This is a genomic window from Streptomyces sp. CNH189, assembly GCF_000527195.1.
Genome location: NZ_AZUS01000008.1, coordinates 106,642 through 129,823, shown reverse-complemented (window position 1 = coordinate 129,823; position 23,182 = coordinate 106,642). Strand labels below are relative to the sequence as shown.

Annotated in this window: 23 protein-coding genes and 1 pseudogene; 12 read left to right on the top strand and 12 right to left on the bottom strand. The window is 73.3% G+C overall.

The features are described from left to right. Nucleotides 1–162: 162 nt before the first annotated feature. The gene (locus tag B100_RS0113415) at nt 163–1,026 is read left to right on the top strand and encodes a hypothetical protein (protein ID WP_024884956.1); all 864 of its coding nucleotides are present in this window, start codon (nt 163–165) and stop codon (nt 1,024–1,026) included. A 342-nt stretch (nt 1,027–1,368) separates the two neighbouring features. Next, nucleotides 1,369–1,677 (top strand): annotated as a pseudogene (locus B100_RS0113410) (transposase family protein); the annotation flags it as partial. 9 nt (nt 1,678–1,686) lie between these two features. Here B100_RS0113410 and B100_RS0113405 read toward each other — a convergent pair. The 4 genes from B100_RS0113405 to xylA all read right to left on the bottom strand — a co-directional run bounded on the left by B100_RS0113405 (nt 1,687) and on the right by xylA (nt 4,998). Further along, complete coding sequence (locus B100_RS0113405) at nt 1,687–2,148, bottom strand: GNAT family N-acetyltransferase (RefSeq protein WP_024884954.1); 462 nt, start codon at nt 2,146–2,148, stop codon at nt 1,687–1,689. A 453-nt stretch (nt 2,149–2,601) separates the two neighbouring features. After that, nucleotides 2,602–2,784 (bottom strand): hypothetical protein, encoded by a 183-nt coding sequence (locus B100_RS0113400; RefSeq protein ID WP_024884953.1) that lies wholly within the window; start codon nt 2,782–2,784, stop codon nt 2,602–2,604. A 238-nt stretch (nt 2,785–3,022) separates the two neighbouring features. Next, the gene (locus B100_RS0113395) at nt 3,023–3,511 is read right to left on the bottom strand and encodes a hypothetical protein (protein WP_486585638.1); all 489 of its coding nucleotides are present in this window, start codon (nt 3,509–3,511) and stop codon (nt 3,023–3,025) included. 320 nt (nt 3,512–3,831) lie between these two features. Further along, entirely contained in the window at nt 3,832–4,998 is a 1,167-nt protein-coding gene (gene xylA / locus B100_RS0113390) for a xylose isomerase (RefSeq protein ID WP_024884951.1), read from the bottom strand. Nucleotides 4,999–5,112: 114 nt separating this feature from the next. Between xylA and xylB the strand changes: the two genes are divergently transcribed. Both xylB and B100_RS0113380 read left to right on the top strand, forming a co-directional pair. Continuing rightward, a complete protein-coding gene (gene xylB, locus B100_RS0113385) occupies nt 5,113–6,558 on the top strand; it encodes a xylulokinase (protein WP_024884950.1) in 1,446 nt (481 codons plus the stop codon). Between the two features lie 125 nt (nt 6,559–6,683). Next, on the top strand, nt 6,684–7,892 hold the full coding sequence (locus B100_RS0113380; protein WP_024884949.1) for an ROK family transcriptional regulator: 1,209 nt from the start codon (nt 6,684–6,686) through the stop codon (nt 7,890–7,892). Between the two features lie 413 nt (nt 7,893–8,305). Here B100_RS0113380 and B100_RS0113375 read toward each other — a convergent pair whose 3' ends face one another. The 6 genes from B100_RS0113375 to B100_RS0113350 all read right to left on the bottom strand — a co-directional run bounded on the left by B100_RS0113375 (nt 8,306) and on the right by B100_RS0113350 (nt 13,535). Then, nucleotides 8,306–8,500, bottom strand: a complete 195-nt coding sequence (locus tag B100_RS0113375) for a hypothetical protein (RefSeq protein WP_024884948.1) — start codon at nt 8,498–8,500, stop codon at nt 8,306–8,308. Nucleotides 8,501–8,602: 102 nt separating this feature from the next. Next, nucleotides 8,603–9,466, bottom strand: a complete 864-nt coding sequence (locus B100_RS0113370) for a phosphatidylinositol-specific phospholipase C/glycerophosphodiester phosphodiesterase family protein (protein ID WP_024884947.1) — start codon at nt 9,464–9,466, stop codon at nt 8,603–8,605. Between the two features lie 177 nt (nt 9,467–9,643). After that, entirely contained in the window at nt 9,644–10,720 is a 1,077-nt protein-coding gene (locus B100_RS0113365) for an acyl-CoA dehydrogenase family protein (RefSeq protein ID WP_024884946.1), read from the bottom strand. Then, nucleotides 10,717–11,898, bottom strand: coding sequence for an acyl-CoA dehydrogenase family protein (locus tag B100_RS0113360; RefSeq protein ID WP_024884945.1), 1,182 nt, complete (start codon nt 11,896–11,898; stop codon nt 10,717–10,719). The genes B100_RS0113365 and B100_RS0113360 overlap by 4 nt, the downstream gene beginning before the upstream one ends. Then, entirely contained in the window at nt 11,895–12,872 is a 978-nt protein-coding gene (locus B100_RS0113355) for an NADPH:quinone oxidoreductase family protein (protein ID WP_037722744.1), read from the bottom strand. Before B100_RS0113355 ends, B100_RS0113360 begins: the two co-directional genes overlap by 4 nt. 90 nt (nt 12,873–12,962) lie before the next feature. Continuing rightward, on the bottom strand, nt 12,963–13,535 hold the full coding sequence (locus tag B100_RS0113350; RefSeq protein ID WP_024884943.1) for a cupin domain-containing protein: 573 nt from the start codon (nt 13,533–13,535) through the stop codon (nt 12,963–12,965). Nucleotides 13,536–13,612: 77 nt separating this feature from the next. Between B100_RS0113350 and B100_RS0113345 the strand changes: the two genes are divergently transcribed. The 5 genes from B100_RS0113345 (at nt 13,613) to B100_RS0113325 (ending at nt 18,344) form a co-directional block, all read left to right on the top strand. Continuing rightward, nucleotides 13,613–14,569 (top strand): NAD(P)/FAD-dependent oxidoreductase, encoded by a 957-nt coding sequence (locus tag B100_RS0113345; protein ID WP_051489986.1) that lies wholly within the window; start codon nt 13,613–13,615, stop codon nt 14,567–14,569. A gap of 50 nt (nt 14,570–14,619) precedes the next feature. After that, nucleotides 14,620–16,158 carry an ATP-dependent DNA ligase gene (locus B100_RS0113340; RefSeq protein ID WP_024884941.1) on the top strand — a complete coding sequence of 513 codons (1,539 nt, stop codon included), beginning with the start codon at nt 14,620–14,622 and terminating at the stop codon, nt 16,156–16,158. Then, nucleotides 16,155–16,619 carry an NUDIX hydrolase gene (locus B100_RS0113335; protein WP_024884940.1) on the top strand — a complete coding sequence of 155 codons (465 nt, stop codon included), beginning with the start codon at nt 16,155–16,157 and terminating at the stop codon, nt 16,617–16,619. Before B100_RS0113340 ends, B100_RS0113335 begins: the two co-directional genes overlap by 4 nt. 77 nt (nt 16,620–16,696) lie before the next feature. Beyond that, nucleotides 16,697–18,082 carry an NADP-dependent succinic semialdehyde dehydrogenase gene (locus tag B100_RS0113330; RefSeq protein WP_024884939.1) on the top strand — a complete coding sequence of 462 codons (1,386 nt, stop codon included), beginning with the start codon at nt 16,697–16,699 and terminating at the stop codon, nt 18,080–18,082. Between the two features lie 25 nt (nt 18,083–18,107). Beyond that, nucleotides 18,108–18,344 carry a DUF6213 family protein gene (locus B100_RS0113325; RefSeq protein ID WP_006135192.1) on the top strand — a complete coding sequence of 79 codons (237 nt, stop codon included), beginning with the start codon at nt 18,108–18,110 and terminating at the stop codon, nt 18,342–18,344. 70 nt (nt 18,345–18,414) lie between these two features. Here B100_RS0113325 and B100_RS0113320 read toward each other — a convergent pair whose 3' ends face one another. Beyond that, nucleotides 18,415–19,641 carry an acyl-CoA dehydrogenase family protein gene (locus B100_RS0113320; RefSeq protein WP_024884938.1) on the bottom strand — a complete coding sequence of 409 codons (1,227 nt, stop codon included), beginning with the start codon at nt 19,639–19,641 and terminating at the stop codon, nt 18,415–18,417. A 172-nt stretch (nt 19,642–19,813) separates the two neighbouring features. Here B100_RS0113320 and B100_RS0113315 point away from each other — a divergent pair, with 172 nt between their 5' ends. Next, nucleotides 19,814–20,455 carry a TetR/AcrR family transcriptional regulator gene (locus B100_RS0113315; protein ID WP_024884937.1) on the top strand — a complete coding sequence of 214 codons (642 nt, stop codon included), beginning with the start codon at nt 19,814–19,816 and terminating at the stop codon, nt 20,453–20,455. A 20-nt stretch (nt 20,456–20,475) separates the two neighbouring features. Here B100_RS0113315 and def read toward each other — a convergent pair whose 3' ends face one another. After that, nucleotides 20,476–21,021 (bottom strand): peptide deformylase, encoded by a 546-nt coding sequence (gene def, locus B100_RS0113310; RefSeq protein ID WP_024884936.1) that lies wholly within the window; start codon nt 21,019–21,021, stop codon nt 20,476–20,478. Between the two features lie 146 nt (nt 21,022–21,167). Here def and B100_RS0113305 point away from each other — a divergent pair, with 146 nt between their 5' ends. Both B100_RS0113305 and B100_RS0113300 read left to right on the top strand, forming a co-directional pair. Continuing rightward, nucleotides 21,168–22,406: a Mur ligase family protein gene (locus B100_RS0113305; protein ID WP_024884935.1), complete on the top strand. Its 1,239-nt coding sequence runs from the start codon at nt 21,168–21,170 to the stop codon at nt 22,404–22,406. Between the two features lie 25 nt (nt 22,407–22,431). Next, the gene (locus B100_RS0113300; protein ID WP_024884934.1) at nt 22,432–23,160 is read left to right on the top strand and encodes a glutamine amidotransferase; all 729 of its coding nucleotides are present in this window, start codon (nt 22,432–22,434) and stop codon (nt 23,158–23,160) included. Nucleotides 23,161–23,182 lie beyond the last annotated feature (22 nt).

The window sequence follows — 23,182 nt, the reverse complement described above, 5'->3', positions numbered from 1 at the left end:
CCGTGGAGGTGCGGCGAGGCTCGGCAACGGGGTGCCGGTCGTGGTCGATTCGCCCCCTCCGGCCGGAAACCTGCAGCTCCGGGCACGACTGCGGGGTCGTGACAAGGACATGAGGGTCGGCATAGGGTGCGCGCCGATGGACGAACCGATGGGGAGGCTGGGATGGCCGGGACGGACGAGGAAGCCGTCGCCGCCGCCGACGACGCGCTTTACGTGCTCACGGCGGCGCTGCTGACGCCCGCGAAGTTCCCGAGCGTGCTGGGCGACGACTACCCGGAGGCCTGCGCGGCGCTCGGTCTTCCGCCGGTGGCCGACGGATACGGGCTGGTACTCGGCCAGGACGGGGCAGGCGCCCGGTGGACCGTGGTCGTCGACGACGTCTCGCTGGTCGCCGTGGCGATCGCCTCCTGGGACTGCGGCATGGAGCACGACCTGTCGCCGGACGAGCGCAGCGTCGTCGCCGCGCTGCCCGGCTGGCCCCTCGCGGTGGCCGTGGCCGCACCGAACGTGCCGGCGCCGCACGATCCCGGCCCGGGCATGGCGGACATGCCCCCGCTGACGCCGCCCGACGGAGAGGTCTGGGGTCCGGCCCAGCGGCGGCTGGGCGCGGACGAGATCGCGCTGCAGTGGGCGACGTGGCGTGAGCAGGTCGACGACTCGGCGTTCCCGACGCCGGGTACGACCCCCGAGGCCGGCGCCGGTCCAGGGGACGGCGCCGGGAACGGTGAGGACGGCGAGGCTTCGGGGACAGCGGGCGGGCACAGCGGTGTCCGTCGGGTGCTGGCCGAGGCGCGCGCCTACGTCGACTCGCCGCCGCCGCTGGGCCGGGTCCGCTCCTCCTTCGCGCCGGGCGGTGCGCGCACCCTGCGCGCCGACGGACCCGGCTGGTCGCTGGTCGCGAGGACGGACGACATCGCCTTCGTCCTGCTCGACGACGAGCCCGGCGAGGTCCTGCCGGTGGGCAGGGGCCCGGAACTGCCGGGTCTCCTGGAGGCCTTGGACCGGATGGCCGTACGGCCGCTCTGAACGTCCACACTCGGGCGCCCGGGGCGGCATACCGCCCCGGGGCGGCATACCGCCCCGGGGCGGTACGGGAAGTGCCCGCGGCCGGCATGCCGCCCTGGGGCTTACGGGAGGTGCCCCGCGAGGGCACGCGCGAGGTCGTCGCGTGCCCGGCCCGCACCACCCTCAGAGCGCCGGGCACCCACTGACGGCTCTCCTCGACGCCGGGTGCCACTGCCCGCCCTCACGAGCGCTGGGCGCCCGCCGCCCGTCCCAGGACCTGTATCGAAAGTGATTCCAGAAGTGAGGTGATCTTGTTTCGTGGCGCGTGGAGACCTGACGGACGTGCAATGGGCGGTGCTGGAACCAACCACCAGGCCCGATCGGGTGCGGGCCGACAAGGCGTACGCCTCCCGGAAGAGCCGTGTTCACCGGCGGTGCGGGATCCGCTGCACCATCCCGGACAAGGCCGACCAGGCCGCCAACCGTAAGAAACGCGGTTCGCACGGCGGCCGGCCGCCGAAGTTCGACCCACATGACTACAAAGCTCGGCACGCGGTCGAGTGCGGCATCAATCGCCTCAAGAGGCACCGGGCCGTGGCCACGAGGTACGACAAGCTCGCGGTCCGCTACGAGGCGACCGTCCTCGTCGCGGCCGTCAACGAGTGGCTATGACAGACCACGTCACGATGGCGCTGCGTAACAGCGGATGGCCACCATCTGGTGCGGACTCCACTGCTGTTCGGCTGTGGCCATCAGCTCCCAGCCCAGCCGTTCGTACAGGGCTGCCGCCGCGGTATCGGAGGCGACGACGTCGAGCACCGGATGCAGGCCACGACGTCGCGCTTCGTCCACTGCTTGGCCGATCAGCAGTGCACCGATCCGATGTCCCCTCGCCTGCGGGGCAACGAACAGCCTGCTGAGCACGGCGGTCATACCCCGCGTCGCCCCGTTCCGCTCGCTCCACAACGTCGGGGCCAGATCGCCTTCGCCGCCTTGCGACAAACTGACATGCCCGACCAGGCCGCCTTCGAGTTCGGCAACCCAGGAGCCGAGCAGGGGGCCGCGTGACAGCCACTCGCCGGGCTGATCCGGCCAGTTCACCGGGTAGCCGTCGCACGCATGGACCTCCGCGAGGACCCGCACGCACTCCTCAACATCGCCATCAGCCCTCTGCCGGACCCAGCGGCTCGGCCTCTCATCCGGCACCCCGGAGCTCTCGATGTTCACTCGGGCATCGAAACACAGGCCACAGAGTCACAACCAGCCACTTTCGATACAGGCCCTCAGGATGCTGGGGCGGGCAGGGACCTCGCGACGCCGGGGCACCCGCCGACCGCCGACCGCCGACCGCCGAGGGTGACTGCCCGTCCCGCGCTCGCCGCACGCCCACTGCCGCCCTGGCGAGTCCCACGGTGGCATCCCCTGGTTTCCTCGGCGCCGACCGTTCCCCGGGTGCCCAGGGGTGCACCTGGGGCACCGCCCTCCCGGGCGCCGGACGCGCGCCGCCCTCGCGGGCCCAGGTGTCGTCGTTCACCCGGGCCCGAGCGGACGCGGCGCCCGCGCCGACAGGCGTACGTCAGTACGCGGCACCGCGTCTCAGCGGCCCAACTCCTTGCGTGTGTTCCTCCGCAGCCGCTGCCGCTGCGAGGGGTCCAGGGCGAGGTAGGCGGCCGCCGGGACTCCCAGGATGATCAGGAGCGCGGCCCACCAGGGCAGCCAGATCAACAGGATGAGCCCGGCCGCCACACCCCCCGCGGCGATCTTGGCGTTCTTCGACATGTGCGTCGCCTCCTTCGCGGCCACTGCCGCTCTCTGATCTGGAAACGGGCCCGCGCCGGCGGCGGTTCCGGACCGTCACCCTGAGACGTCCCTGAGATGCGCCCCCTAAGGTCTTCGCAACCTCCGCCTGGGACGCACCCCGGCGTAGGTTCCCGGGACCAAGGCGACCACCGAACCACCGCGCCTCCATGGTGACCCACCTCACACCACGCGGGTACCCACAGAACACGGCGGAACGTCAGGACGGCTCCGCACCCAGGGCCGGCAGCAGTGACGCGAGGCCGCTCGGCAGCTCGAAGGGCAGGTCGCTCGGGAACCCCGAAGGCAGCTCCGTGGGGAATCCGGAGGGGAGACCCGAAGGGAAGTCCGAGGGCAGCTCCGTGGGGAAACCCGAGGGCAGCAACCCGCTCGGGAACTCCGACGGGAGGTCCAGCGAGGGGAAACCGGTGTCCGTGGCTGTCTCGGAGGGCTCCTGGTCCGGCCCGTCGTCGTCCGACGTCGTGAGCACGACGATCGAGACGATCAGGGCCGCCACGATCACGGCGAGCAGCACGATCAGGAGCCGGCGCCGGCCGGGGCCGCGTCCCGGGCCGCCGTCGTGGTCGTCGGGCGGGCCGGACCTCGGCCCTTCACCGTGGGAGGGCGGGCCGAAGCCGCCACCGGAAGGCGGTGGTACGTCGTCCGGCGGACCGGGCGGCTTCTGGGGCGGTACGGGGGACGTGGCCATGCACACCATGGTCGCCGTGGCCCCGGCCCCGCGCGAGGAGACGGCGGAGATACCGCCCGCCAGTCGTGGCACGCGTACCCGGAACGCCACACTCCCCGCGCCGAGGGCGCGCCCCGCGCGAACCAGATGCAGGGACGAGTGAGCGCGCGTGGCGGTGCGCCCGTGCCGCGTCTGCCTCGGCCGGGCCGTACATCCGCCCCCGCGCTCACCCTTCCCTCACACACAACAGCGCCGCGCCGCCGTGCCTGAAGGCACGGGGCGCGGCGCTGCGACAGTCAGCCGGGCCCGCCGCGAACGGGTGAACCCCGGCCGCCGGGGCTTCAGCCCCGCGCAGCCAGCAGGTGGTCCATCGCCAGCTGGTCGAGGCGCTCGAAGGCCATGCCGCGGGCGGCGGCGGCCTCGGGGTCGAAGTCCTCGAAGGCGGACCGGTCGTCGAGCAGCGCCTGGAGGCCGTCGCCGGCGGTCGGCTGGGCGAGCTCGTCCAGACGGGCCGCGCGCAGCGCCTCCTGGACCTCCGGGTCGGCGCGGAAGGCGGCCGCGCGCTCCTTGAGGATCAGGTAGTTGCGCATGCAGCCGGCCGCCGAGGCCCACACGCCGTCGAGGTCCTCGGTCCGCGGCGGCTTGAAGTCGAAGTGACGCGGACCCTCGTACCCGGCCGTCTCCAGCAGGTCCACCAACCAGAACGCGGCACGCAGGTCGCCCGCGCCGAAGCGGAGGTCCTGGTCGTACTTGATGCCGGACTGGCCGTTGAGGTCGATGTGGAACAGCTTGCCCGCCCACAGGGCCTGCGCGATGCCGTGCGGGAAGTTCAGGCCGGCCATCTGCTCGTGGCCGACCTCCGGGTTCACGCCGTACAGCTCGGGGCGCTCGAGGCGCTCGATGAACGCCAGGGCGTGGCCGATGGTCGGGAGGAGGATGTCGCCGCGGGGCTCGTTCGGCTTGGGCTCGATGGCGAAGCGGAGGTCGTAGCCCTGGGAGGTGACGTACTCGCCGAGGAGGTCGAAGGCCTCCTTCATCCGGTCGAGGGCGACCCGGACGTCCTTGGCGGCGCCGGACTCGGCGCCCTCACGGCCACCCCAGGCGACGTAGGTCTGCGCGCCCAGCTCGGCCGCGAGGTCGATGTTGCGGATGGTCTTGCGCAGCGCGTAACGGCGCACGTCACGGTCGTTGGCGGTGAAGCCGCCGTCCTTGAACACCGGGTGGGTGAACAGGTTGGTGGTCGCCATCGGGACCTTCATGCCGGTCTCGTCCAGCGCCTGGCGGAAGCGCTTGATGTGCTCGGCGCGCTCGCTGTCGCTCGCGCCGAAGGGGATGAGGTCGTCGTCGTGGAAGGTCACGCCGTGGGCGCCGAGCTCGGCGAGGCGGCGGACGGACTCGGCCGGGTCGAGGGCGGCGCGCGTGGCGTCGCCGAAGGGGTCCCGTCCCTGCCAGCCGACGGTCCACAGGCCGAATGTGAACTTGTCCTCGGGGGTGGGCTGGTAGCTCATGCCGCGGCTCCTTGCTCGCTGAGACTATTTCGTCATGGCGGTTTACAAATTAGTATGCAGGAGCATTTCTGGGAAGAGACACACCCCGCCGGGGCGCGGAAGAGGGAGAGACCGATGTCAGCAGCCGAGGGTCCGCTCGTCGTCGGCGTGGACACATCCACCCAGTCCACCAAGGCCCTGGTCGTCGACGTGACGACCGGCAGGGTCGTCGCGAGCGGCCAGGCGCCGCACACGGTGACCTCGGGCGCGGGACGGGAGAGCGATCCACGCCAGTGGTGGGACGCCCTGACCGAGGCACTACGGCAGTGCGGCGAGGCCGCGCACGAGGCCGCGGCCGTGTCGATCGGCGGCCAGCAGCACGGCCTGGTCACGCTGGACGAGCACGGCGAGCCGGTCCGCCCGGCCCTGCTGTGGAACGACGTGCGGTCCGCCCCCCAGGCGAGCCGGCTGGTGGAGGAGCTGGGCGGCGCCAAGGCCTGGGCCGAGCGCACCGGCAGCCTGCCCACCGCGTCCTTCACGGTCACCAAGTGGGCCTGGCTGGCGGAGCACGAGCCGGACGCGGTGCGCGCCACCAAGGCGGTGCGGCTCCCCCACGACTACCTGACCGAGCGGCTCACCGGGCAGGGCACCACCGACCGCGGTGACGTCTCGGGCACCGGCTGGTGGGCGTCCGCGAGGGAGGCGTACGACGAGGAGATCCTGGCGCATGTCGGGCTCGACCCGGCGCTGCTGCCGCGCGTGGTGCGGCCGGGCGAGGTGGCCGGCACCGTGCGCGACGGCCACGACCTGCCGTTCTCCAAGGGGACGCTGGTGGCGTGCGGCACGGGTGACAACGCCGCCGCCGCGCTGGGCCTCGGGGTACGTCCCGGTACGCCCGTGATGAGCCTCGGCACCTCGGGCACCGTGTACGCGGTGTCGGAGCACCGGCCCACCGATCCGACCGGCACGGTGGCGGGCTTCGCCGACGCGCGCGGCGACTGGCTGCCGCTGGCCTGCACCCTCAACTGCACGCTCGCCGTGGACCGGGTCGCCGCCCTGCTCGGCCTGGACCGCGAGGCCGTCGAGCCGGGCCGCGGCGTCACGCTGCTGCCCTTCCTGGACGGCGAGCGCACCCCCAACCTCCCCCACTCCTCCGGCCTGTTGCACGGCCTGCGGCACGACACCACCGGCGGCCAGCTGCTCCAGGCCGCCTACGACGGCGCCGTGTACTCCCTGCTGGCCGCCCTCGACCTCGTCCTCGACCAGGACGCCGACCCCTCGGCCCCGCTGCTGCTGATCGGCGGCGGCGCCCGCGGCACGGCCTGGCAGCAGACCGTACGGCGGCTGTCCGGGCGTCCCGTGCAGGTGCCGGAGGCCAAGGAGCTGGTCGCGCTGGGCGCGGCGGCCCAGGCGGCCGGGCTGCTCACCGGGGAGGACCCGGCCGCGGTCGCCCGCCGCTGGAACACGGCGGCCGGTCCGGTGCTGGACGCGGTGGAGCGGGACGAGGAGACCCTGTCCCGGCTGGCCGGGGTACTCTCCGACGCGGCCCCGCTGCTGGAGCGCGGCACGGACAACGGCTGACGCGCCACCGGCCGCCGTGGGCGGCCGGTTCCGCTCCACCGGCGACCGCCCCACGGCGGCCCCGCGCCGGCCGCAGTGGACGTCCGCCGGGCGCGGGCGCCCCGGAACCGAGGATTGACGGAGGAATGAGCGCACCGCTGCACAAGGCCCGTCCCGCAGGTCAGGGGCGTGCGCTGCCCGACACCCAGCAGGGCATGCGCCGCCGCAACCTCTCGCGGGTGATGCACACCGTCCGGGCCGAGGGGCCGCTGTCCCGGGCCGCCGTCGCCTCCCGTATCGGCCTGACCCGCGCCGCGGTGTCCACGCTGGTCGACGAGCTCATCCGCACCGGCTTGCTGGAGGAGCTGGGCCCCGAGCGGCCCGGACGCGTGGGCCGTCCCGGGTCGGCGCTGGCGGTGAGCGGGCGGGGTCCCGCCGGTATCGGCGCCGAGATCGGCGTCGACCACCTCGCGGTGTGCGCGGTCGATCTGCGCGGGGAGGTCCGCGGCCGGGCGGTGCGGCACGTACCGAACCGGGACCGCTCCCCCGAGCCCGTGCTCGCGGAACTCACCGAGCTGATCCACCGGGTGGTGGCCGAGGCGGAGGGCGAGGGCCTGTGGCCGGCCGGACTCGCGGTCGCCGTCCCCGGTCTGGTGGCCCGCGACGCCCGGACCGTCGTCCGCGCGCCGAACCTCGGGTGGCTCGACACGGACCTCGGCGCGCTGCTCCCCGCGAAGCTTCCGCTCACCGTGGCCAACGAGGCCAACTTCGGTGCGCTCGCCGAACTGTGGCTGGGCGAGGACACCCCGCGCGACTTCCTGCACGTCTCGGCCGAGATCGGTATCGGTGCGGCGGTCGTCGTGGACGGCCGGGTGCTGCACGGCAACCGGGGTTTCGCGGGCGAGCTCGGCCATGTGCCGGTGTGGCCCGAGGGTCCCGCCTGCGCGTGCGGCGGCCGGGGCTGCCTGGAGCAGTACGCCGGCGAGGAGGCGGTGCTGCGCGCGGCCGGACTCGAGCCCGGCGAGGACCGGGTGGGCCTGCTCGCGGGCCGCGCCGAACAGGGCGACGCCGCCGTACGGCGTGCCCTGCACGACGCGGGCACGGCGCTCGGCATCGCCCTGACCGGGGCGGCCAATCTGCTGGACCCCGAGAGCGTGGTGCTGGGCGGCGCGCTGTCCGGGCTCTCGCCCTGGCTGCTGCCGTCCCTGCGCTCCGAGCTGGCCCGGCGCACCGCGGGGCCGGCCTGCACGGTGTCGGTGTCCGTGCTGGGCCCCCAGGGGCCCCTGCTGGGCGCCGCGCACTCGGTCGTGCGGGGTGTCCTGGACGACCCTGCGGCGGTGGCGGAACAGGTCTGACCGCAGGCCGGACGGGCGGCTCACGCCTGACCGCCCGTCACGCCGGCCGCGACGGCGCTCCGGACGTCAAGGTCCCGTGGTCACGGCGGCGGTGCTGTGCGTACCGGGTGCGGGGGAATCCGCCCGGTGGGGGCCGGTCGCGCAGTTCCCCGCGCCCCTGACAACGACGAGGGCCGCACCCCCCAAGCCAACCGCGGCCCGGTGGGGGCCGGTCGCGCAGTTCCCCGCGCCCCTGCAGGGCGACGGGGGCCGCACCCTCAAGCCAACCGCGACCGGCCGCGACGGCGCCGCGGCTGACCTGCCCCTGCCCCGGTCGCACGTGACCTCCCGCAGTACTCGTCATCGCCACCCGCCCGGCGCGGCCGCCGTCACGCGGGCGACTCCCGGCTACGGAGCGGTTCCCCCGGCCGGCCTCACGGGCTCAGGCTGCCGACGATGTCGGCGGTCGCCGTGAGGCCGCTGTGGATCGTGGGCGCGATGCTGGTGCTGGCCAGGTAGAACCCCAACAGCAGGCACACCAGGGCGTGGGAGATCTTCAGCCCGCCGTTGCGCAGGAAGATCACCGCCAGGACCGAGAGCAGCAGCACCACAGAGATGGAAATGGCCATCGTCAACCTCCTCCGCCACACCTGTTTCGCGGCGTTCGGCCGCAAGTGTGGCGTAGCGGAGGGTTCGTCCGGGCGGCTGACCTGTCCTCCGAACGTGTGGTGTCACGCCTTCCTGTGGGCGTCGAGGAACGCTTCGAGGCCCGCCAGGTCGTCGGTGTTGAGGTGGTCGACGTCCGCCGCGACCAGTTCGCCCCAGAGCGCGTCGCGGGCCGGGCCCGGGAGGTCCGGGGTGGCCCAGAAGCGCACCCGCTGCCCGCGGGCGTGGGCGGTGCGCACCAGGGCGCGCAGTCTCCGGCGCTCGGCGTCGGGGAAGGCGCCGACGCCCTGCCAGGTGAAGTGGAGCGTCCAGTTGTCGCTGATGAGCGGCGCGAAGGAGGCCGGCGCGGGGCCTCCGAGGTCGGCGAGCCGACCGTCGTAGAAGGCGTGGCGGACCCGCTGGGCCTCCATGGGCGCGCGGGCGGCACGGTCGCCGGAGACGACGGCGGTGACCGGCCCGGTCCGCACCCTGCCGTGCGCGCAGGTGGTGAACAGGCCGTTGTAGCGGCGCAGTCGACGGTCGAGTTCGGCGTAGGTGGACGCGCCCTCGGTCTTGAGGTCGATCAGGAGCTGGAGGGACCCGCGGTGTCCGCGGTACACCGTGCCGCGATGGGCGTGGACGCGGGCGGCGAGCGGGTCCAGGTACAGGGACTCCAGGGTGCGGGCGGGGTCGAGGTCCTCGGGGTCGTGGGCGACGAGGAGTTGTCCGCCGACCAGGTAGACGTCCGCCTCGACGCTGCCGAAGCGGTGGTCGAGGGCGTCGAACAGGGGGCGGGGGTGCTCGTAGTCGTTGTGCGCGTGGGCACGCCACAACGGGCGGGGACGGTGCGGGGGTTGGCCGGCCGACGCGTGGGCCGCGGGGAGGACGGCCGGGCTCGCGAGGGCGACGCCGAGGGCGGTGAGGGCTCTGCGACGGGTGGTGGGGGCCATGCTCTGCCTCTCTGAAGTGCCGTACGGGGTCCCAGCGAGTATGGGGTCCCGCGGCGCGCAAGAAGCAGAGTCGTGCGAGGAGTTGGCCGGTTCGCCGTCACCCGTTCATCTCGGGGCGGGCACGTCGGCGGCCCGCCCTTCGGGGGCGGGCCGCCGATGTCCGTGGTGGAGGGTCGGTCAGGGCGCGGGCAGTTCGACCAGGCCGGCCAGCGCCTCGCGGTGGGCGCCCGCCGTGCCGAGGGCGATCGAGTCGGCCTTGGCACGCTTGAGGTGCAGGTGCGCCGGGTGTTCCCAGGTCATGCCGATGCCGGCGTGCAGTTGCACTGCCTCCTCGGTGGCGCGGACGGCGACGGGGGCTGCGTAGGCCTGCGCCACGGTGACCGTCACGTCCGTGTCCTCGCCCGTCGCGAGGGCGTCGGCGGCGGCCCGTGCGGCGGCTCGCAGGTTGACGATCTCCAGCCACAGCTGGGCGAGCCGGTGCTTGAGCGCCTGGAACCCGCCGACGGGGCGGTTGAACTGCTTGCGGTCCTTCAGGTACCGGACCGTTTCGGTCAACGCCCACTCGGCGACGCCGAGTTGCTCCGAGGCGAGGAGTCCCGCACCGGCCCGCAGGGCCCGGCGTACGGCCGGTCCGGCGTCGCCCAGGCGGCGGCCCGGGGCGCCGTCGAGGGTGACGCGGGCGAGGGGCCGGGTGAGGTCGAGGGATGTCTGCGGGGTGACGGTGACCGCGTCGGCCGTCACCGCGTACAGCCCGCCGTCGTCCGCCGGCACCAGCAGGACGTCGGCGACGGCGGCGTCGGCGATGCCCGTCACCTCGCCGTGCAGGGTGGCGCCGTTCGCGCGGACGGTGGCGTACGCGGCGCCGGGGGCGGTGTGCAGGCCGACGGCGAGCGCGCCGATGCGCCGCCCGGACGCCAGGTCCGCGAGCAGGTCGTCGCCGTCGGCGCAGGCCAGCAGTGCCTCGGTGGCCACCACGGCGCTCGTCAGGTACGGCACCGGTGCGACCGCGCGTCCCAGCTCCTCCAGGACCACGGCGGCCTCGCGGTGGGTGGCGCCCTGACCGCCCCTGTCCTCGGGCACCAGCAGGCCGGCGAGCCCCATGCCGTCGGCGAGCGCCTTCCACAGGGACAGGTCGTGCGGGGCGGCCGACTCGATCCGGGCGAGCACGGACGCGGCGTCGCAGTGGTCGGTGAGCAGGTCCCGGAGGGCGGCGCGGAGCGCCTCTTCCTCCTCCGAGTACAGAAGATCGCTCATCGGGCGAGGTCCTTCCAGGCGACGTCCTTGTCGGTGCGCGGCTCGGCGGGCAGGCCGAGGACGCGCTCGGCGACGATGTTCAGCAGGACCTCGCTGGTCCCGCCCTCGATGCTGTTGCCCTTGGAGCGCAGGTAGCGGTAGCCGGCGTCGCGGCCGGTGAAGTCGACCAGTTCGGGGCGGCGCATGGTCCAGTCGTCGTACAGCAGCCCCTCCTCGCCGCGCAGTTCGACCTCCAGGCCGCTGATCTCCTGGTTGAGGCGGGCGAAGGCGAGCTTCATGCCGGCGCCCTCGGGGCCGGGCTGTCCGGCGACGAGCTGCTGGCTCAGGCGTTCGCCGGTGAGCCGGGCGACCTCCGCCTCGACCCACAGCTTCAGCAGCCGCTGGTGCAGGTCGTGGGTCCGCAGTTCGGGGCGTTCGCGCCAGGTCTTCGTGATCGGGCCGATCATGCCGCCCTCGCGGGGCAGCCGCCTGCCGCCGATGGCGACGCGCTCGTTGTTCAGGGTGGTCTGGGCGACCCGCCAGCCGTCGCCGGACTCGCCGAGGCGGCGGCTGTCGGGGATGCGGACGTCGGTGAGGAACACCTCGTTGAACTCGGCCTCGCCGGTGATCTGGCGCAGCGGCCGCACCTCGACGCCGGGGTCGGTCATGTCGCACACGAAGTAGGTGATGCCCCGGTGCTTGGGCACGTCCGGGTCGGTGCGGGCGATGAGGATGGCCCAGCGGGCGACGTGGGCGCTGGACGTCCACACCTTCTGCCCGTTGACCACCCAGTCGTCGCCCTCACGGACGGCGCGTGTGCCGAGCGCGGCCAGGTCGGAGCCGGCGCCGGGCTCGCTGAAGAGCTGGCACCAGACCTCCTCGCCGGTCCACAGCGGCCGCAGGAAGCGTGCCTTCTGCTCGTCGGTGCCGTACTGGAGGATGGTCGGGGCGGCCATGCCCAGGCCGATGCCGATGCGGCGCGGGTCGTTGTCGGGGGCCCCGGCGGCCGCGAGTTCGGCGTCCACGACGACCTGGAGCGAGCGCGGGAGGCCCAGTCCGCCGAGCCCTTCGGGGAAGTGCACCCAGGCGAGCCCGGCGTCGAAGCGGGCGCGCAGGAAGTCCAGGCGCTCGGTGTCGGCGGGCGGGTGCGCGGCCAGCAACGCGGCGGTGCGGCGGCGCAGTTCGTCGGCGTCGGTCATGCGGCGGCTCCGTTCTCCCCCGTGGGCAGCACGGCGACGCGTCCGGTGGTGACGCCGTCGGCGACGCGCTGCACGGCGTCGGCGGCCCCGGCGAGCGGCACGCGCTCGCTCACCAGCGGCTTGATCGCGCCTTTGGCTGCGAGTTCGGTGAGCTGTTCGTGGCAGTGCCGGACCAGCTCGGGGTTCCTGGTGTTGTAGAGGCCCCAGTGCAGGCCGAGGATCGCGTAGTTCTTGATCAGGGCGTGGTTGAGGCCGGGGCTCGGGATGGCGCCGCTCGCGAAGCCCACGATCACGATGCGGCCCTCGAAGGCGACGGTCTTGGCCGACTGGGTGTACGCGTCCCCGCCGACCGGGTCGAAGATCACGTCGGCGCCGCGTCCGCCGGTGGCCTCCTTGACCGCGGCGACGACGTCCTGTTCGCGGCGGTCGATCACCACGTCGCAGCCCAGGTCTCGGGCGACGGCGGCCTTGCCGGCGCCGCCCGCCACGCCGATGACGGTGGCGCCGGCCGCCTTGCCGAGCTGCACGGCGGCGCTGCCCACCCCGCCCGCGGCGGCGTGCACGAGCAGGGTCTCGCCGGCCTCCAGGCGGGCCCGCCGGTGCAGGGCGAACCAGGCGGTCTGGTAGCCGATGTGCAGGGCGCCGGCCTCGGCGTCGTCCAGGGTGTCCGGCGCGGGCAGCAGGGCGGCGGCGTCCGCGAGGGCGTACTCGGCGAAACCGCCGTGCGGCAGGGCCGGGTTGGCGATCACCCGGCGCCCGTCCTCGGTCTCGCCGCAGATCTCCACGCCCGGGGTGAAGGGCAGCGGCGGCCGGACCTGGTACTGGCCCCGGCACATCAGCGCGTCCGGGAAGTTGATGTTGGCGGCGCGCACCCGGAGCAGCACCTGCCCCTCCCCGGGGGTCGGCCGTTCGACCTCGGCGAGGCGCATCACCTCGCCCGGCTCGCCGAGTTCGTGCACTTGCCATGCCTGCATGCGGGGCCTCCACGGGACGGTGAACGTCGTCTTCGCTGACCGGGTCCCCCGCATACTAAGCGGTCGCTTGCCTCAAGGGAACCGTCCCGCTCAGCCCGTCTTCGGCCGCGCCCGCACGTGCATCCGCTCCCCCTGCGGTCCGAACAGGCTGAGGAACTCCACCGGCCCCTCCCCCGTCGAGCCGAACCAGTGCGGCACCCGTGTGTCGAACTCGGCGGCCTCCCCCGGCGTGAGCACCACGTCGTGGTCGCCCAGCACCAGCCGCAGCCTGCCGGAGAGGATGTACAGCCACTCGTAGCCCTCGTGGGTGCGCGGGTCGGGCTCCAGCTTCCGCTTGGGTTCGAGCACCTTGTACGCCTGGAGGCCGCCGGGCTGCCGGGTGAGCGGCCAGTGGGTGCGCCCGCCCCGCTCGATCGGCTGGGCGCGCACCCGCGGATCACCCACCGGGGGCGCGCCGACCAGTTCGTCCAGCGACACCTGATGGGCCTGGGCGATCGGCAGCAGCAGGTCCAGGCCCGGTTTGCGCTGCCCGGACTCCAGCCGGGACAGGGTGCTGACCGAGATGCCGGTCGCCTCCGCCAGCGCCGCGAGCGTCACCTCCCGTTCCTTCCTGATCCGGCGCAGCCGGGGGCCCACTTCCGCGAGAACGTCGTCCGTCACCATGCGCACATTGCAGTTTCGGCAAAGTTGTTTGTCAATCCGTGCCGTCCGGGGCGACCGTCGTCGTGGAGGTGGTCGCCATGCAGACGACGAACGAGACGGACCGCACGGAAAGCCGCTACGACGTGGTCGTGGTGGGAGGAGGAGCGGCGGGACTGTCCGCCGGGCTGGTGCTGGGGCGGGCCCGGCACCGCACGCTGGTGGTCGACGCCGGCGAGCCGCGCAACGCGCCCTCGGCCCACATGCAGGGCTATCTGACCCGGGACGGGATGGCGCCCGCCGAGTTCCTGGCGCTCGGCCGGGAGGAGATCGCGCGCTACGACGTGGAGCTGGTCCGGGACCGGGTCGTGGACGTCACCCCCGGCGGGGACTTCACGGTGGCGCTGGAGAAGGGCGGGAGCGTGCGCGCGCGGCGGCTGATCGTGGCCACCGGGCTGAAGGACGAGATGCCGGACGTCCCCGGGGTCGCCGAGCGGTTCGGACGGGACGTGCTGCACTGCCCGTTCTGCCACGGCTGGGAGGTGCGCGACGAGCCCTTCGGGGTGCTCGCGTCGAGCGCGATGAGCGTGCACCAGGCGCTGATGGTGTCCCGGTGGTCGAAGGACACGATGCTGTTCCTGCACCGGGTCGCCGAGGAGGAGCTGACCGACCTCGACCTGCGGCGACTGGCCGCGGCCGGGGTGGGTGTGGTGCCCGGTGAGGTGGCCGGGCTGGTGGCCGAGGACGACCGGCTCACCGGGGTGCGGATGTCCGACGGCACCGTGCACCCCCGGTCCGTGCTGTTCGTGGGGCCGCGTCCGGTGCCGCAGACGGGGCTGCTGGAGCGGCTGGGCGCGGAGATGGACGAGACGCCGTTCGGGACGTACCCGGTCGTCGACGGGAACGGGCTGACCAGCGTGCCGGGCGTGTGGGCGGCGGGCAACGCGATCGGGTTCACCGAGCAGGTGGTGCACGCGGCGAGCGGCGGGTACCGGGCGGCGACCGCGGTCGTCGGGGACCTGCGGATGACGGACCTGGACGCGGCGATCGCCGGATGACCGTGCGCGGCGCGGGTGTGGAGGGCCCGCCTCCGTAGCACCATGGCTGCATGTTGCTGTCCCGGCTGGCCCAGGTGTCCCAGGAGGTGGCCGCCACCTCGGCGCGGTCCCGGAAGACCGCCCTGCTCGCCGAGCTGTTCCGGGAGGCCGAGCCGGACGACGTCCCGGTGGTCATCCCCTATCTGGCGGGCCGGCTGCCGCAGGGGCGGATCGGCGTCGGCTGGAAGGTGCTGAGCCGTCCGGTCACGCCCGCGGACGAGCCGTCCCTGACGGTGCGCGAGGTGGACGCGCTGCTCACCCGGCTCGCCGAGGTGTCCGGGCCCGGCTCGCAGGCGGAACGCGGCCGGCTGGTCGGCGAGCTGCTGGGCGCGTCCACCGAGGCGGAGCAGCGGTTCCTCGTGGGGCTGCTCACCGGCGAGGTCCGGCAGGGCGCGCTGGACGCGGTGGCGGTGGAAGGGCTGGCCCGGGCGACGGGCGCGGTCCCGGCGGACGTACGGCGGGCGGTGATGCTCGCCGGGTCCCTGCAGCCGGTCGCCGGGGCGCTGCTGGCGGACGGGCCCGAAGCCCTCGAACGATTCCGGCTCACCGTCGGGCGTCCGGTGCAGCCGATGCTGGCGCACAGCGCCTCCTCGGTCGCCGAGGCGGTCGGGAAGCTGGGCGCCTGCGCGGTCGAGGAGAAGCTCGACGGCATCCGCGTCCAGGTGCACCGCGACGGGGACACCGTGCGGGTGCACACCCGCACCCTGGACGACATCACGGACCGGCTGCCCGAGGTGACCGCCGCGGCGCGGGAGCTGGCGGTGGGGCGGTTCATCCTGGACGGGGAGGTCATCTCCTTCGACGGCACCGGGCGACCGCGGTCCTTCCAGGAGACCGCCGGGCGGGTCGGGTCCCGGGTGGACGTGGCGACGGCGGCCCGGGAGACGCCGGTGGCCCCGGTGTTCTTCGACGCGCTCTCGGTCGACGGCCGCGACCTGCTGGACCTGCCGTTCACCGAGCGGCACGCGGAACTGGCCCGGCTGGTCCCGGAACCGATGCGGGTGCGGCGCACGGTGGTGTCGGGGCCCGAGGACCTGGAGACGGCGGAGCGGTTCCTCGCCGAGACGCTGGAGCGCGGCCACGAGGGCGTCGTCGTCAAAGGACTGGATGCTCCCTACAGCGCGGGACGGCGCGGTGCGTCCTGGCTGAAGGTCAAGCCGGTGCACACGCTGGACCTGGTGGTGCTGGCCGCCGAGTGGGGCCACGGGCGCCGCACCGGGAAGCTGTCCAACCTGCACCTGGGCGCCCGCGCCGCCGACGGCGGATTCGTGATGCTCGGCAAGACGTTCAAGGGCATGACCGACGCGATGCTCCAATGGCAGACCGAGCGGCTGCGGGAGATCGCGCTCGACGAGAACGGCTACACCGTGACCGTGCGCCCCGAACTCGTCGTGGAGATCGCCTACGACGGCCTGCAGCGCTCCAGCCGCTACCCGGCCGGTGTCACCCTGCGCTTCGCCCGGGTGATCCGCTACCGCGAGGACAAGCGCCCGGAGGAGGCGGACACGGTGGAGACCCTGCTCGCCGCCCACCCGGAGGTACGGCCGTGACGAAGGCCCGCAGCGCCGGACTGCTGCTGTTCCGGCGCACCGGTGAGGGCGTCGAGGTGCTGCTCGGCCACATGGGCGGCCCGTTCCACGCGCGCCGGGACGCCGGGGCGTGGACGGTGCCGAAGGGCGAGTACGAGCCCGACGAGCCCGCGTGGGAGGCGGCGCGCCGCGAGTTCGAGGAGGAGCTGGGGCTGCCCCCGCCGGACGGGGAGGCGGTGCCGCTCGGGGAGGTGCGCCAGTCGGGCGGCAAGACCGTGACCGCGTGGGCGGTGGAGGCCGACCTGGACCCGGCGGCCGTGGTGCCCGGCACGTTCACCATGGAGTGGCCGCCCAGGTCGGGACGGACGCAGGAGTTCCCGGAGCTGGACCGGGTCGCCTGGTTCTCCCTGGACCGGGCCCGCGAGGTGGTCGTCTCCGCACAGACCGCGTTTCTGGACCGCCTGGCGGAGCACTCGCTCTGAGAGGCCCTCCCGCGTTGCGGCGCCCACCGGCGCGCGGGAAGGTCGTCAGAGCACAGCCCGTCCCATGGAGGCCAGTGATGCACATCGCCACGGTGAATCCGGCGAACGGCGAGACCGTCAAGACGTACCACCCCATGGACGAGGACGAGCTGGAACGCCGGCTCCAGCTCGCGGAGGCCACGTTCCGCACGTACCGGACGACGACCTTCGAGGAACGCTCCCGCCTGATGCACCGGGCCGCCGAGATCCTCGACGAGGACCAGGACGCCATCGGCCGGGTGATCACCACGGAGATGGGCAAGCCGATCACGCAGGCGCGCGCGGAGGCCGCGAAGTGCGCCAAGGCGATGCACTGGTACGCCGACCACGCGGCCGAGCTGCTCGCCGACGAGGAGCCCGGCGCCTCCGACGTGAAGGACTCCGGCGCCTCCCGGGTCCTGGTGCGCTACCGGCCGCTGGGGCCGGTGCTCGCGGTGATGCCGTGGAACTTCCCGCTGTGGCAGGTGGTGCGGTTCGCCGCCCCCGCCCTGATGGCGGGCAACGTCGGGCTGCTCAAGCACGCGTCGAACGTGCCGCAGACCGCCCTGTACCTGGAGGACCTCTTCCACCGCGCGGGCTTCACCGAGGGCTGCTTCCAGACCCTGCTGATCGGCTCCGCCGCGATCGACGACCTGCTGCGGGACGAGCGGATCAAGGCGGCCACCCTCACGGGCAGCGAGCCCGCGGGCCGGGCCGTCGCCTCCACCGCCGGGGAGATGATCAAGAAGACGGTGCTGGAGCTGGGCGGCAGCGACCCGTTCGTGGTCATGCCCTCCGCCGACCTGGACCGGGCCGCCGAGGTCGCGGTGACCGCCCGGGTGCAGAACGCCGGGCAGTCCTGCATCGCCGCCAAGCGGTTCATCGTGCACACGGACGTCTACGACGCCTTCGCCGAGCGGTTCGTCGCCGGGATGAAGGCGCTGAAGGTCGGCGACCCGACCGAGGAGGACACCGACGTCGGACCGCTCTCCAGCGAACGGGGCCGCCAGGACCTGGAGGAGCTGGTCGACGACGCCGTGCGGGCCGGCGCCACGGTGCTGTGCGGTGGCGAACGCCCGGACGGGCCCGGCTGGTTCTACCCGCCGACCGTGCTGGCCGGGATCGACCGGGAGATGCGCATCCACCGGGAGGAGACCTTCGGGCCGGTCGCCACGCTCTACCGCGTGGACGACCTGGACGAAGCGGTACTGATCGCCAACGACACGCTTTTCGGGCTGAGTTCCAACGTCTGGACCCGTGACGAGGCGGAGATCGACCGGTTCGTACGGGATCTGGAGGCGGGCAGCGTGTACGTGAACGGCATGACGGCGTCCCACCCGGCGTTCCCGTTCGGCGGCGTGAAGCGCTCCGGCTACGGACGTGAGCTGTCCGGGCACGGAATCCGCGAGTTCTGCAACATCACCACGGTTTGGCACGGCGCGTGACGCCCGCACGGCTACGATCCCGACTGTGAACCGCGAAGTGACACTGCCCCTGATCGTCGACGATCGCGGCACCCTCCAGGTGGCCGCCGCCGACGTCAGCAAGCTGCTGCGCACGGTGGGCGGCCGGTGGGTCCGGCTGGTCGAGGCCGGCGAGGGCGGACTCGACGAGGACACGGTCGCCGCGCTGACGATCGAACTCGCGAAGCTCGCCGACCGGATCGACGTCGCGTGCATCGCCCACAGCAGCGGCACCACGCCGTAACGGACACCACGAGAAACGCGAGACCCGGCGGTGCCGCCCGCACCGCCGGGTCGTTCCGTGGGGGCAGCCGCTAGCGGATGGGCATGCCCGAGAGGGTGCGGGCGATCACCAGGCGCTGGATCTCGCTCGTCCCTTCGAAGATGGTGTAGATGGCGGCGTCCCGGTGCATCCGCTCGACCGGGTACTCGCGGGTGTAGCCGTTGCCGCCGAGGATCTGGATCGCCTGGGCGGTGACCTTCTTGGCGGTCTCGCTGGCGAACAGCTTCGACATCGAGCCCTCGGCCGCGGTGAACGGCTTGCCGTTGACCGCCATCCAGGAGGCGCGCCACACCAGCAGGCGGGCGGCGTCGATCTGGGTGCGCATGTCGGCGAGCTGGAAGGCGACGCCCTGGTTGTCGATGATCGGGCGGCCGAACTGTTCACGCGTCTGGGCGTACTCCAGGGCGACCTCGTAGGCGGCGCGGGCGGTGCCCACCGCCATGGCGCCGACGGCCGGGCGGGACGCCTCGAAGGTGGCCATGGCGGCGTTCTTGACGCGCTCGCCGCCCTTCTTCGCCCGCTCCCGGGCACGGGCCAGGCGCTCGTCCAGCTTCTCCTTGCCGCCGAGCAGGCAGGAGCCGGGGACGCGGACGTTGTCGAGGATGACCTCGGCGGTGTGCGAGGCGCGGATGCCGTGCTTCTTGAACTTCTGGCCCTGGGAGCAGCCGGGGGTGTCCGGCGGGATGATGAAGGAGGCGTGGCCCTTGGAGCCGAGGTCCGGGTCGACGACCGCGACCACGACGTGGACGTTGGCGATGCCGCCGTTGGTCGCCCACGTCTTGGTGCCGTTGAGGACCCACTCGTCCTTGGCCTCGTCGTACACCGCGCGCGTGCGCATCGACGCCACGTCGGAGCCGGCGTCGGGCTCGGAGGAGCAGAACGCGGCGACCTTCACGTCGTTCGCGTCGCCGTACATCTGGGGGATCCAGGTGCCGATCTGCTCCTCGGTGCCGTTGGCGAGGACGCCGACGGCCGCGAGGCCGGTGCCGACGATCGACAGCGCGATGCCCGCGTCGCCCCAGAACAGCTCCTCCATCGCCATGGGGATGCCGAGGCCGGTTGCGTCGAAGTACTGCTGGGCGTAGAAGTCCAGGGAGTAGATGCCGACCTTGGCCGCCTCCTGGATGACCGGCCAGGGAGTCTCCTCACGCTCGTCCCATTCGGCGGCGGCGGGGCGGATGACGTCGGCGGCGAAGCCGTGCAGCCAGTCCCGCACCTCCTTCTGTTCGTCGTTGAGCTCCATGGTGAACTCGGCCATGACTCCTCCAGCGGCGGCACACGTGCGTGTTACTTGCGGTAACCCCAGTCTGTTACCGGCAAGTAGGAAAAGTCAACTCCCCAGGACGGGTCGGTATCCCGTTCGATGTCCGGACCTCGGTCAGTGTTAGTTTGCGCAGGCGTCACCGATTCAGCACGGGTGGGGAGAGCACATGGACACCACACAGCGGACCGAGCAGCAGCGGTCCGCCGACCGACGCCGGCGCGAGCTGCTGGAGGCCGCCGACCGAGTGGTGCTGCGCGACGGCCCGGGGGCCTCGATGAACGCCATCGCCGCCGAAGCCGGCATCACCAAGCCGATCCTCTACCGGCACTTCGGCGACAAGGGGGGACTCTACGCCGCCCTGGCCAAACGGCACACCGACGCCCTGCTGTCCTCGCTGCGGGCCGCGCTGGACGCCCCCGCGGAGCGGCGGGAGCGGGTCGAGGCCACCCTGGACACCTACCTGTCGGCGATCGAGGCGCGGCCCCAGGTGTACCGCTTCCTGATGCATCCGGCGGAGGGCACACCGAGCGACCAGACCTTCGACGTCGGCAAGCACTCGGCGCCGCTGCTGCGCCGGATGGGCGAGGAGCTGGCGCAGGTGATCGAGGAGCGCCTTGACCTCGGACCGGGCAGCCACCAGCTGGCCCGGGTCTGGGGCCACGGCATCGTCGGCATGATGCACGCGGCCGGCGACTGGTGGCTGGGCGAACGCCCGTGCTCGCGGGCCGAGTTGGTCCGCAGCCTGGCCGACCTGCTGTGGGGCCGCCTGGCGGCGGCGGGCGACAAGGTCGGGGGGCCGGGCTTCTGAGCCCCGGGCCGGGGCCAGGCTCAGGCCGGGCGGTGCCAGGAGGCCCGGGAGACCTGGCGCATCAGCCTGCGGTGGCGGCGGCCGGCGAGCCGGTCGGCATAGACCGTGCCCTCCAGATGATCGCTCTCGTGCTGCAGGCACCGGGCGAAGAACCCCGTGCCGTGCACCGTGACCGGCTCCCCGGTGGCGGTGACCCCCTCGACCACCGCGTGGTCGTACCTCTCCGTCCCCGCCTCCAGGCCGGGCAGCGACAGACAGCCCTCCGGGCCGCGCACCACCACCCCGTCCGTCACCACCGGCCGTGGGTTCACCACGTGCCCCAGATGGCGCACCTCCTCGTCGTCCGGGCAGTCGAAGACGAACACCCGCAGCGGCACCCCGATCTGGTTCGCGGCCAGGCCCACGCCCTGCGCCGCGTACATCGTCGCGAACAAGTCCTCCACCAGCCGGGCGAGTTCCGGGCCGAAGTCGGTGACCTCCGCGCAGGGCGCGTGCAGCACCGGGTCGCCGAGCAGGGTGAGGGGCCGAACGCGTCCGTGGACGCCGGGGATGGAGCCGTGTCGCATGGCGGCAAGGGTACGGTCCTAGCGACCCCGCCCCGTCTCACGATGGGCCACGGTTCAGGAGGGCGAATGGATCTCGATAGGCTGAGCCCACACCACGTGGCCGTCAGGCACAGACGCGGCGCGTACGCAAGGAGGATCGAGAACTGATGGCAGGCAACTCGGACCCGCTCACGCCGCGGGCCAAGCTGGCCGTGACCGCCGGGAAGGCGGTCGCAGCGGCATCCCGCGCCGCGGGGCGCGGCAGCGGTTCGGTGATCGGCGGCCGGGTGGCACTCAAGCTCGACCCCGATCTCCTCGCCCGGCTCGCCCAGCACCTGGACGTGACCCTCGTCTCGGCGACCAACGGCAAGACCACCACCACCCGGCTCATCGCCGAGGCCCTCAAGGCGGCCGGCCCGGTCGTCTCCAACGCCCTCGGCGCCAACATGCCGGCCGGCATCACCTCGGCCCTCGCGGCCGGCGCGGAGTCCCGCTTCGGCGTGATCGAGGTCGACGAGAAGTACCTCGTCGGCGTCGCCCAGGCCACCGAGCCGAAGTGCATCGCGCTGCTCAACCTCTCCCGCGACCAGCTCGACCGCGCCGCGGAGACCCGGATGCTCGCGGAGAACTGGCGCGAGGGCCTGGCCGGCACCAAGGCCGTCGTCGTGGCCAACGCCGACGACCCGCTGGTGGTGTGGGCCGCGTCGTCCTCCCCCAACGTGATCTGGGTGGCCGCCGGCCAGATGTGGAAGGACGACGCCTGGTCCTGCCCGTCCTGCGGCGGTGTGATGCAGCGTCCGGGCGACGACTGGTTCTGCGGCGAGTGCGGCTTCCGCCGCCCCACGCCGAGCTGGGCGCTCTCCGGCGACCACGTGCTCGACCCGCACGGCTCCGCCTGGCCGATCCACCTCCAGCTGCCGGGCCGCGCCAACAAGGCCAACGCCGCGTCCTCCGCCGCCGTCGCCGCCGTCTTCGGGGTGCCGCCGCAGGTCGCCCTGGAGCGCATGTACCAGGTGCAGGCCGTGGCCGGCCGCTACGACGTCGTCCAGTTCCAGGGCCGTGACCTGCGCCTGCTGCTCGCGAAGAACCCCGCCGGCTGGCTGGAGACGTTCTCCCTCATCGACCCGCCGCCGACCCCGGTGATCCTCTCGGTGAACGCGCGCTCCGCCGACGGCACCGACACCTCCTGGCTGTGGGACGTCGACTACACCCGGCTGACCGGCCACCCGATCTGCGTCATCGGTGACCGCAAGCTGGACCTCGCGGTGCGTCTCGAGGTAGCCAACCAGCAGTTCCAGGTGTGCGAGAACCTCGACCAGGCGATCCAGATGTCTCCGCCGGGCCGGATCGAGGTCATCGCCAACTACACCGCGTTCCAGGATCTGCGCCGCCGCGTCGGCAACTGACCCACGACACCTCAGGGGACTTGAAGTGAGCGACAACCAGCTGCGGGTCGTCTGGATCTACCCGGACCTGCTCAGCACCTACGGCGACCAGGGCAACGTCCTGGTCGTCGAGCGCCGGGCGCGCCAGCGCGGCCTGGACGTGGCGCGGCTCGACGTGCGCAGCGACCAGCCCATCCCGACCTCCGGCGACATCTACCTGATCGGCGGCGGCGAGGACCGTCCGCAGCGGCTGGCCGCCGAGCGGCTGCGCCGCGACGGGGGCCTGCACCGGGCCGTGGGGAACGGCGCGATCGTCTTCTCGGTCTGCGCCGGCTACCAGATCCTCGGCCACGAGTTCATCAACGACCTCGGCCAGCGCGAGCCCGGCCTCGGCCTGCTCGACGTGGTGTCGGTGCGCGGCGAGGGCGACCGGTGCGTGGGTGACGTGCTCGCGGACATCAACCCGCAGCTGGGGCTGCCCCCGCTGACCGGGTTCGAGAACCACCAGGGCATCACCCACCTGGGCCCCTCCGCCCGCCCGCTCGCCCAGGTCCGTTTCGGCAACGGCAACGGCACCGGGGACGGCACCGAGGGCGCGTTCAACGACACCGTCTTCGGCACGTACATGCACGGCCCCGTGCTGGCCCGCAACCCGCAGATCGCGGACCTGCTGCTGAAGCTCGCGCTGGACGTGAACGCGCTGCCGCCGACCGACGACCGGTGGTACGAGGCCCTGCGCAACGAGCGCATCGCGGCCGCCCAGCAGCCCGCGTGAGGCGCTGACCGAGCACGGTGAA

Bases quoted from the DNA above. Each gene is read 5' to 3' on its own strand.
- B100_RS0113320 (WP_024884938.1), bottom strand. From the start codon at position 19,641: ATGGCCGAGTTCACCATGGAGCTCAACGACGAACAGAAGGAGGTGCGG.
- B100_RS0113350 (WP_024884943.1), bottom strand. From the start codon at position 13,535: ATGGTGACGGACGACGTTCTCGCGGAAGTGGGCCCCCGGCTGCGCCGG.
- B100_RS0113370 (WP_024884947.1), bottom strand. From the start codon at position 9,466: ATGGCCCCCACCACCCGTCGCAGAGCCCTCACCGCCCTCGGCGTCGCC.
- B100_RS0113345 (WP_051489986.1), top strand. From the start codon at position 13,613: ATGCAGACGACGAACGAGACGGACCGCACGGAAAGCCGCTACGACGTG.
- B100_RS0113400 (WP_024884953.1), bottom strand. From the start codon at position 2,784: ATGTCGAAGAACGCCAAGATCGCCGCGGGGGGTGTGGCGGCCGGGCTC.
- B100_RS0113355 (WP_037722744.1), bottom strand. From the start codon at position 12,872: ATGCAGGCATGGCAAGTGCACGAACTCGGCGAGCCGGGCGAGGTGATG.
- B100_RS0113395 (WP_486585638.1), bottom strand. From the start codon at position 3,511: ATGGCCACGTCCCCCGTACCGCCCCAGAAGCCGCCCGGTCCGCCGGAC.
- B100_RS0113360 (WP_024884945.1), bottom strand. From the start codon at position 11,898: ATGACCGACGCCGACGAACTGCGCCGCCGCACCGCCGCGTTGCTGGCC.
- xylB (WP_024884950.1), top strand. From the start codon at position 5,113: ATGTCAGCAGCCGAGGGTCCGCTCGTCGTCGGCGTGGACACATCCACC.
- B100_RS0113380 (WP_024884949.1), top strand. From the start codon at position 6,684: ATGAGCGCACCGCTGCACAAGGCCCGTCCCGCAGGTCAGGGGCGTGCG.
- B100_RS0113340 (WP_024884941.1), top strand. From the start codon at position 14,620: ATGTTGCTGTCCCGGCTGGCCCAGGTGTCCCAGGAGGTGGCCGCCACC.
- B100_RS0113415 (WP_024884956.1), top strand. From the start codon at position 163: ATGGCCGGGACGGACGAGGAAGCCGTCGCCGCCGCCGACGACGCGCTT.
- def (WP_024884936.1), bottom strand. From the start codon at position 21,021: ATGCGACACGGCTCCATCCCCGGCGTCCACGGACGCGTTCGGCCCCTC.
- B100_RS0113315 (WP_024884937.1), top strand. From the start codon at position 19,814: ATGGACACCACACAGCGGACCGAGCAGCAGCGGTCCGCCGACCGACGC.
- B100_RS0113330 (WP_024884939.1), top strand. From the start codon at position 16,697: ATGCACATCGCCACGGTGAATCCGGCGAACGGCGAGACCGTCAAGACG.
- B100_RS0113305 (WP_024884935.1), top strand. From the start codon at position 21,168: ATGGCAGGCAACTCGGACCCGCTCACGCCGCGGGCCAAGCTGGCCGTG.
- B100_RS0113365 (WP_024884946.1), bottom strand. From the start codon at position 10,720: ATGAGCGATCTTCTGTACTCGGAGGAGGAAGAGGCGCTCCGCGCCGCC.
- xylA (WP_024884951.1), bottom strand. From the start codon at position 4,998: ATGAGCTACCAGCCCACCCCCGAGGACAAGTTCACATTCGGCCTGTGG.
- B100_RS0113375 (WP_024884948.1), bottom strand. From the start codon at position 8,500: ATGGCCATTTCCATCTCTGTGGTGCTGCTGCTCTCGGTCCTGGCGGTG.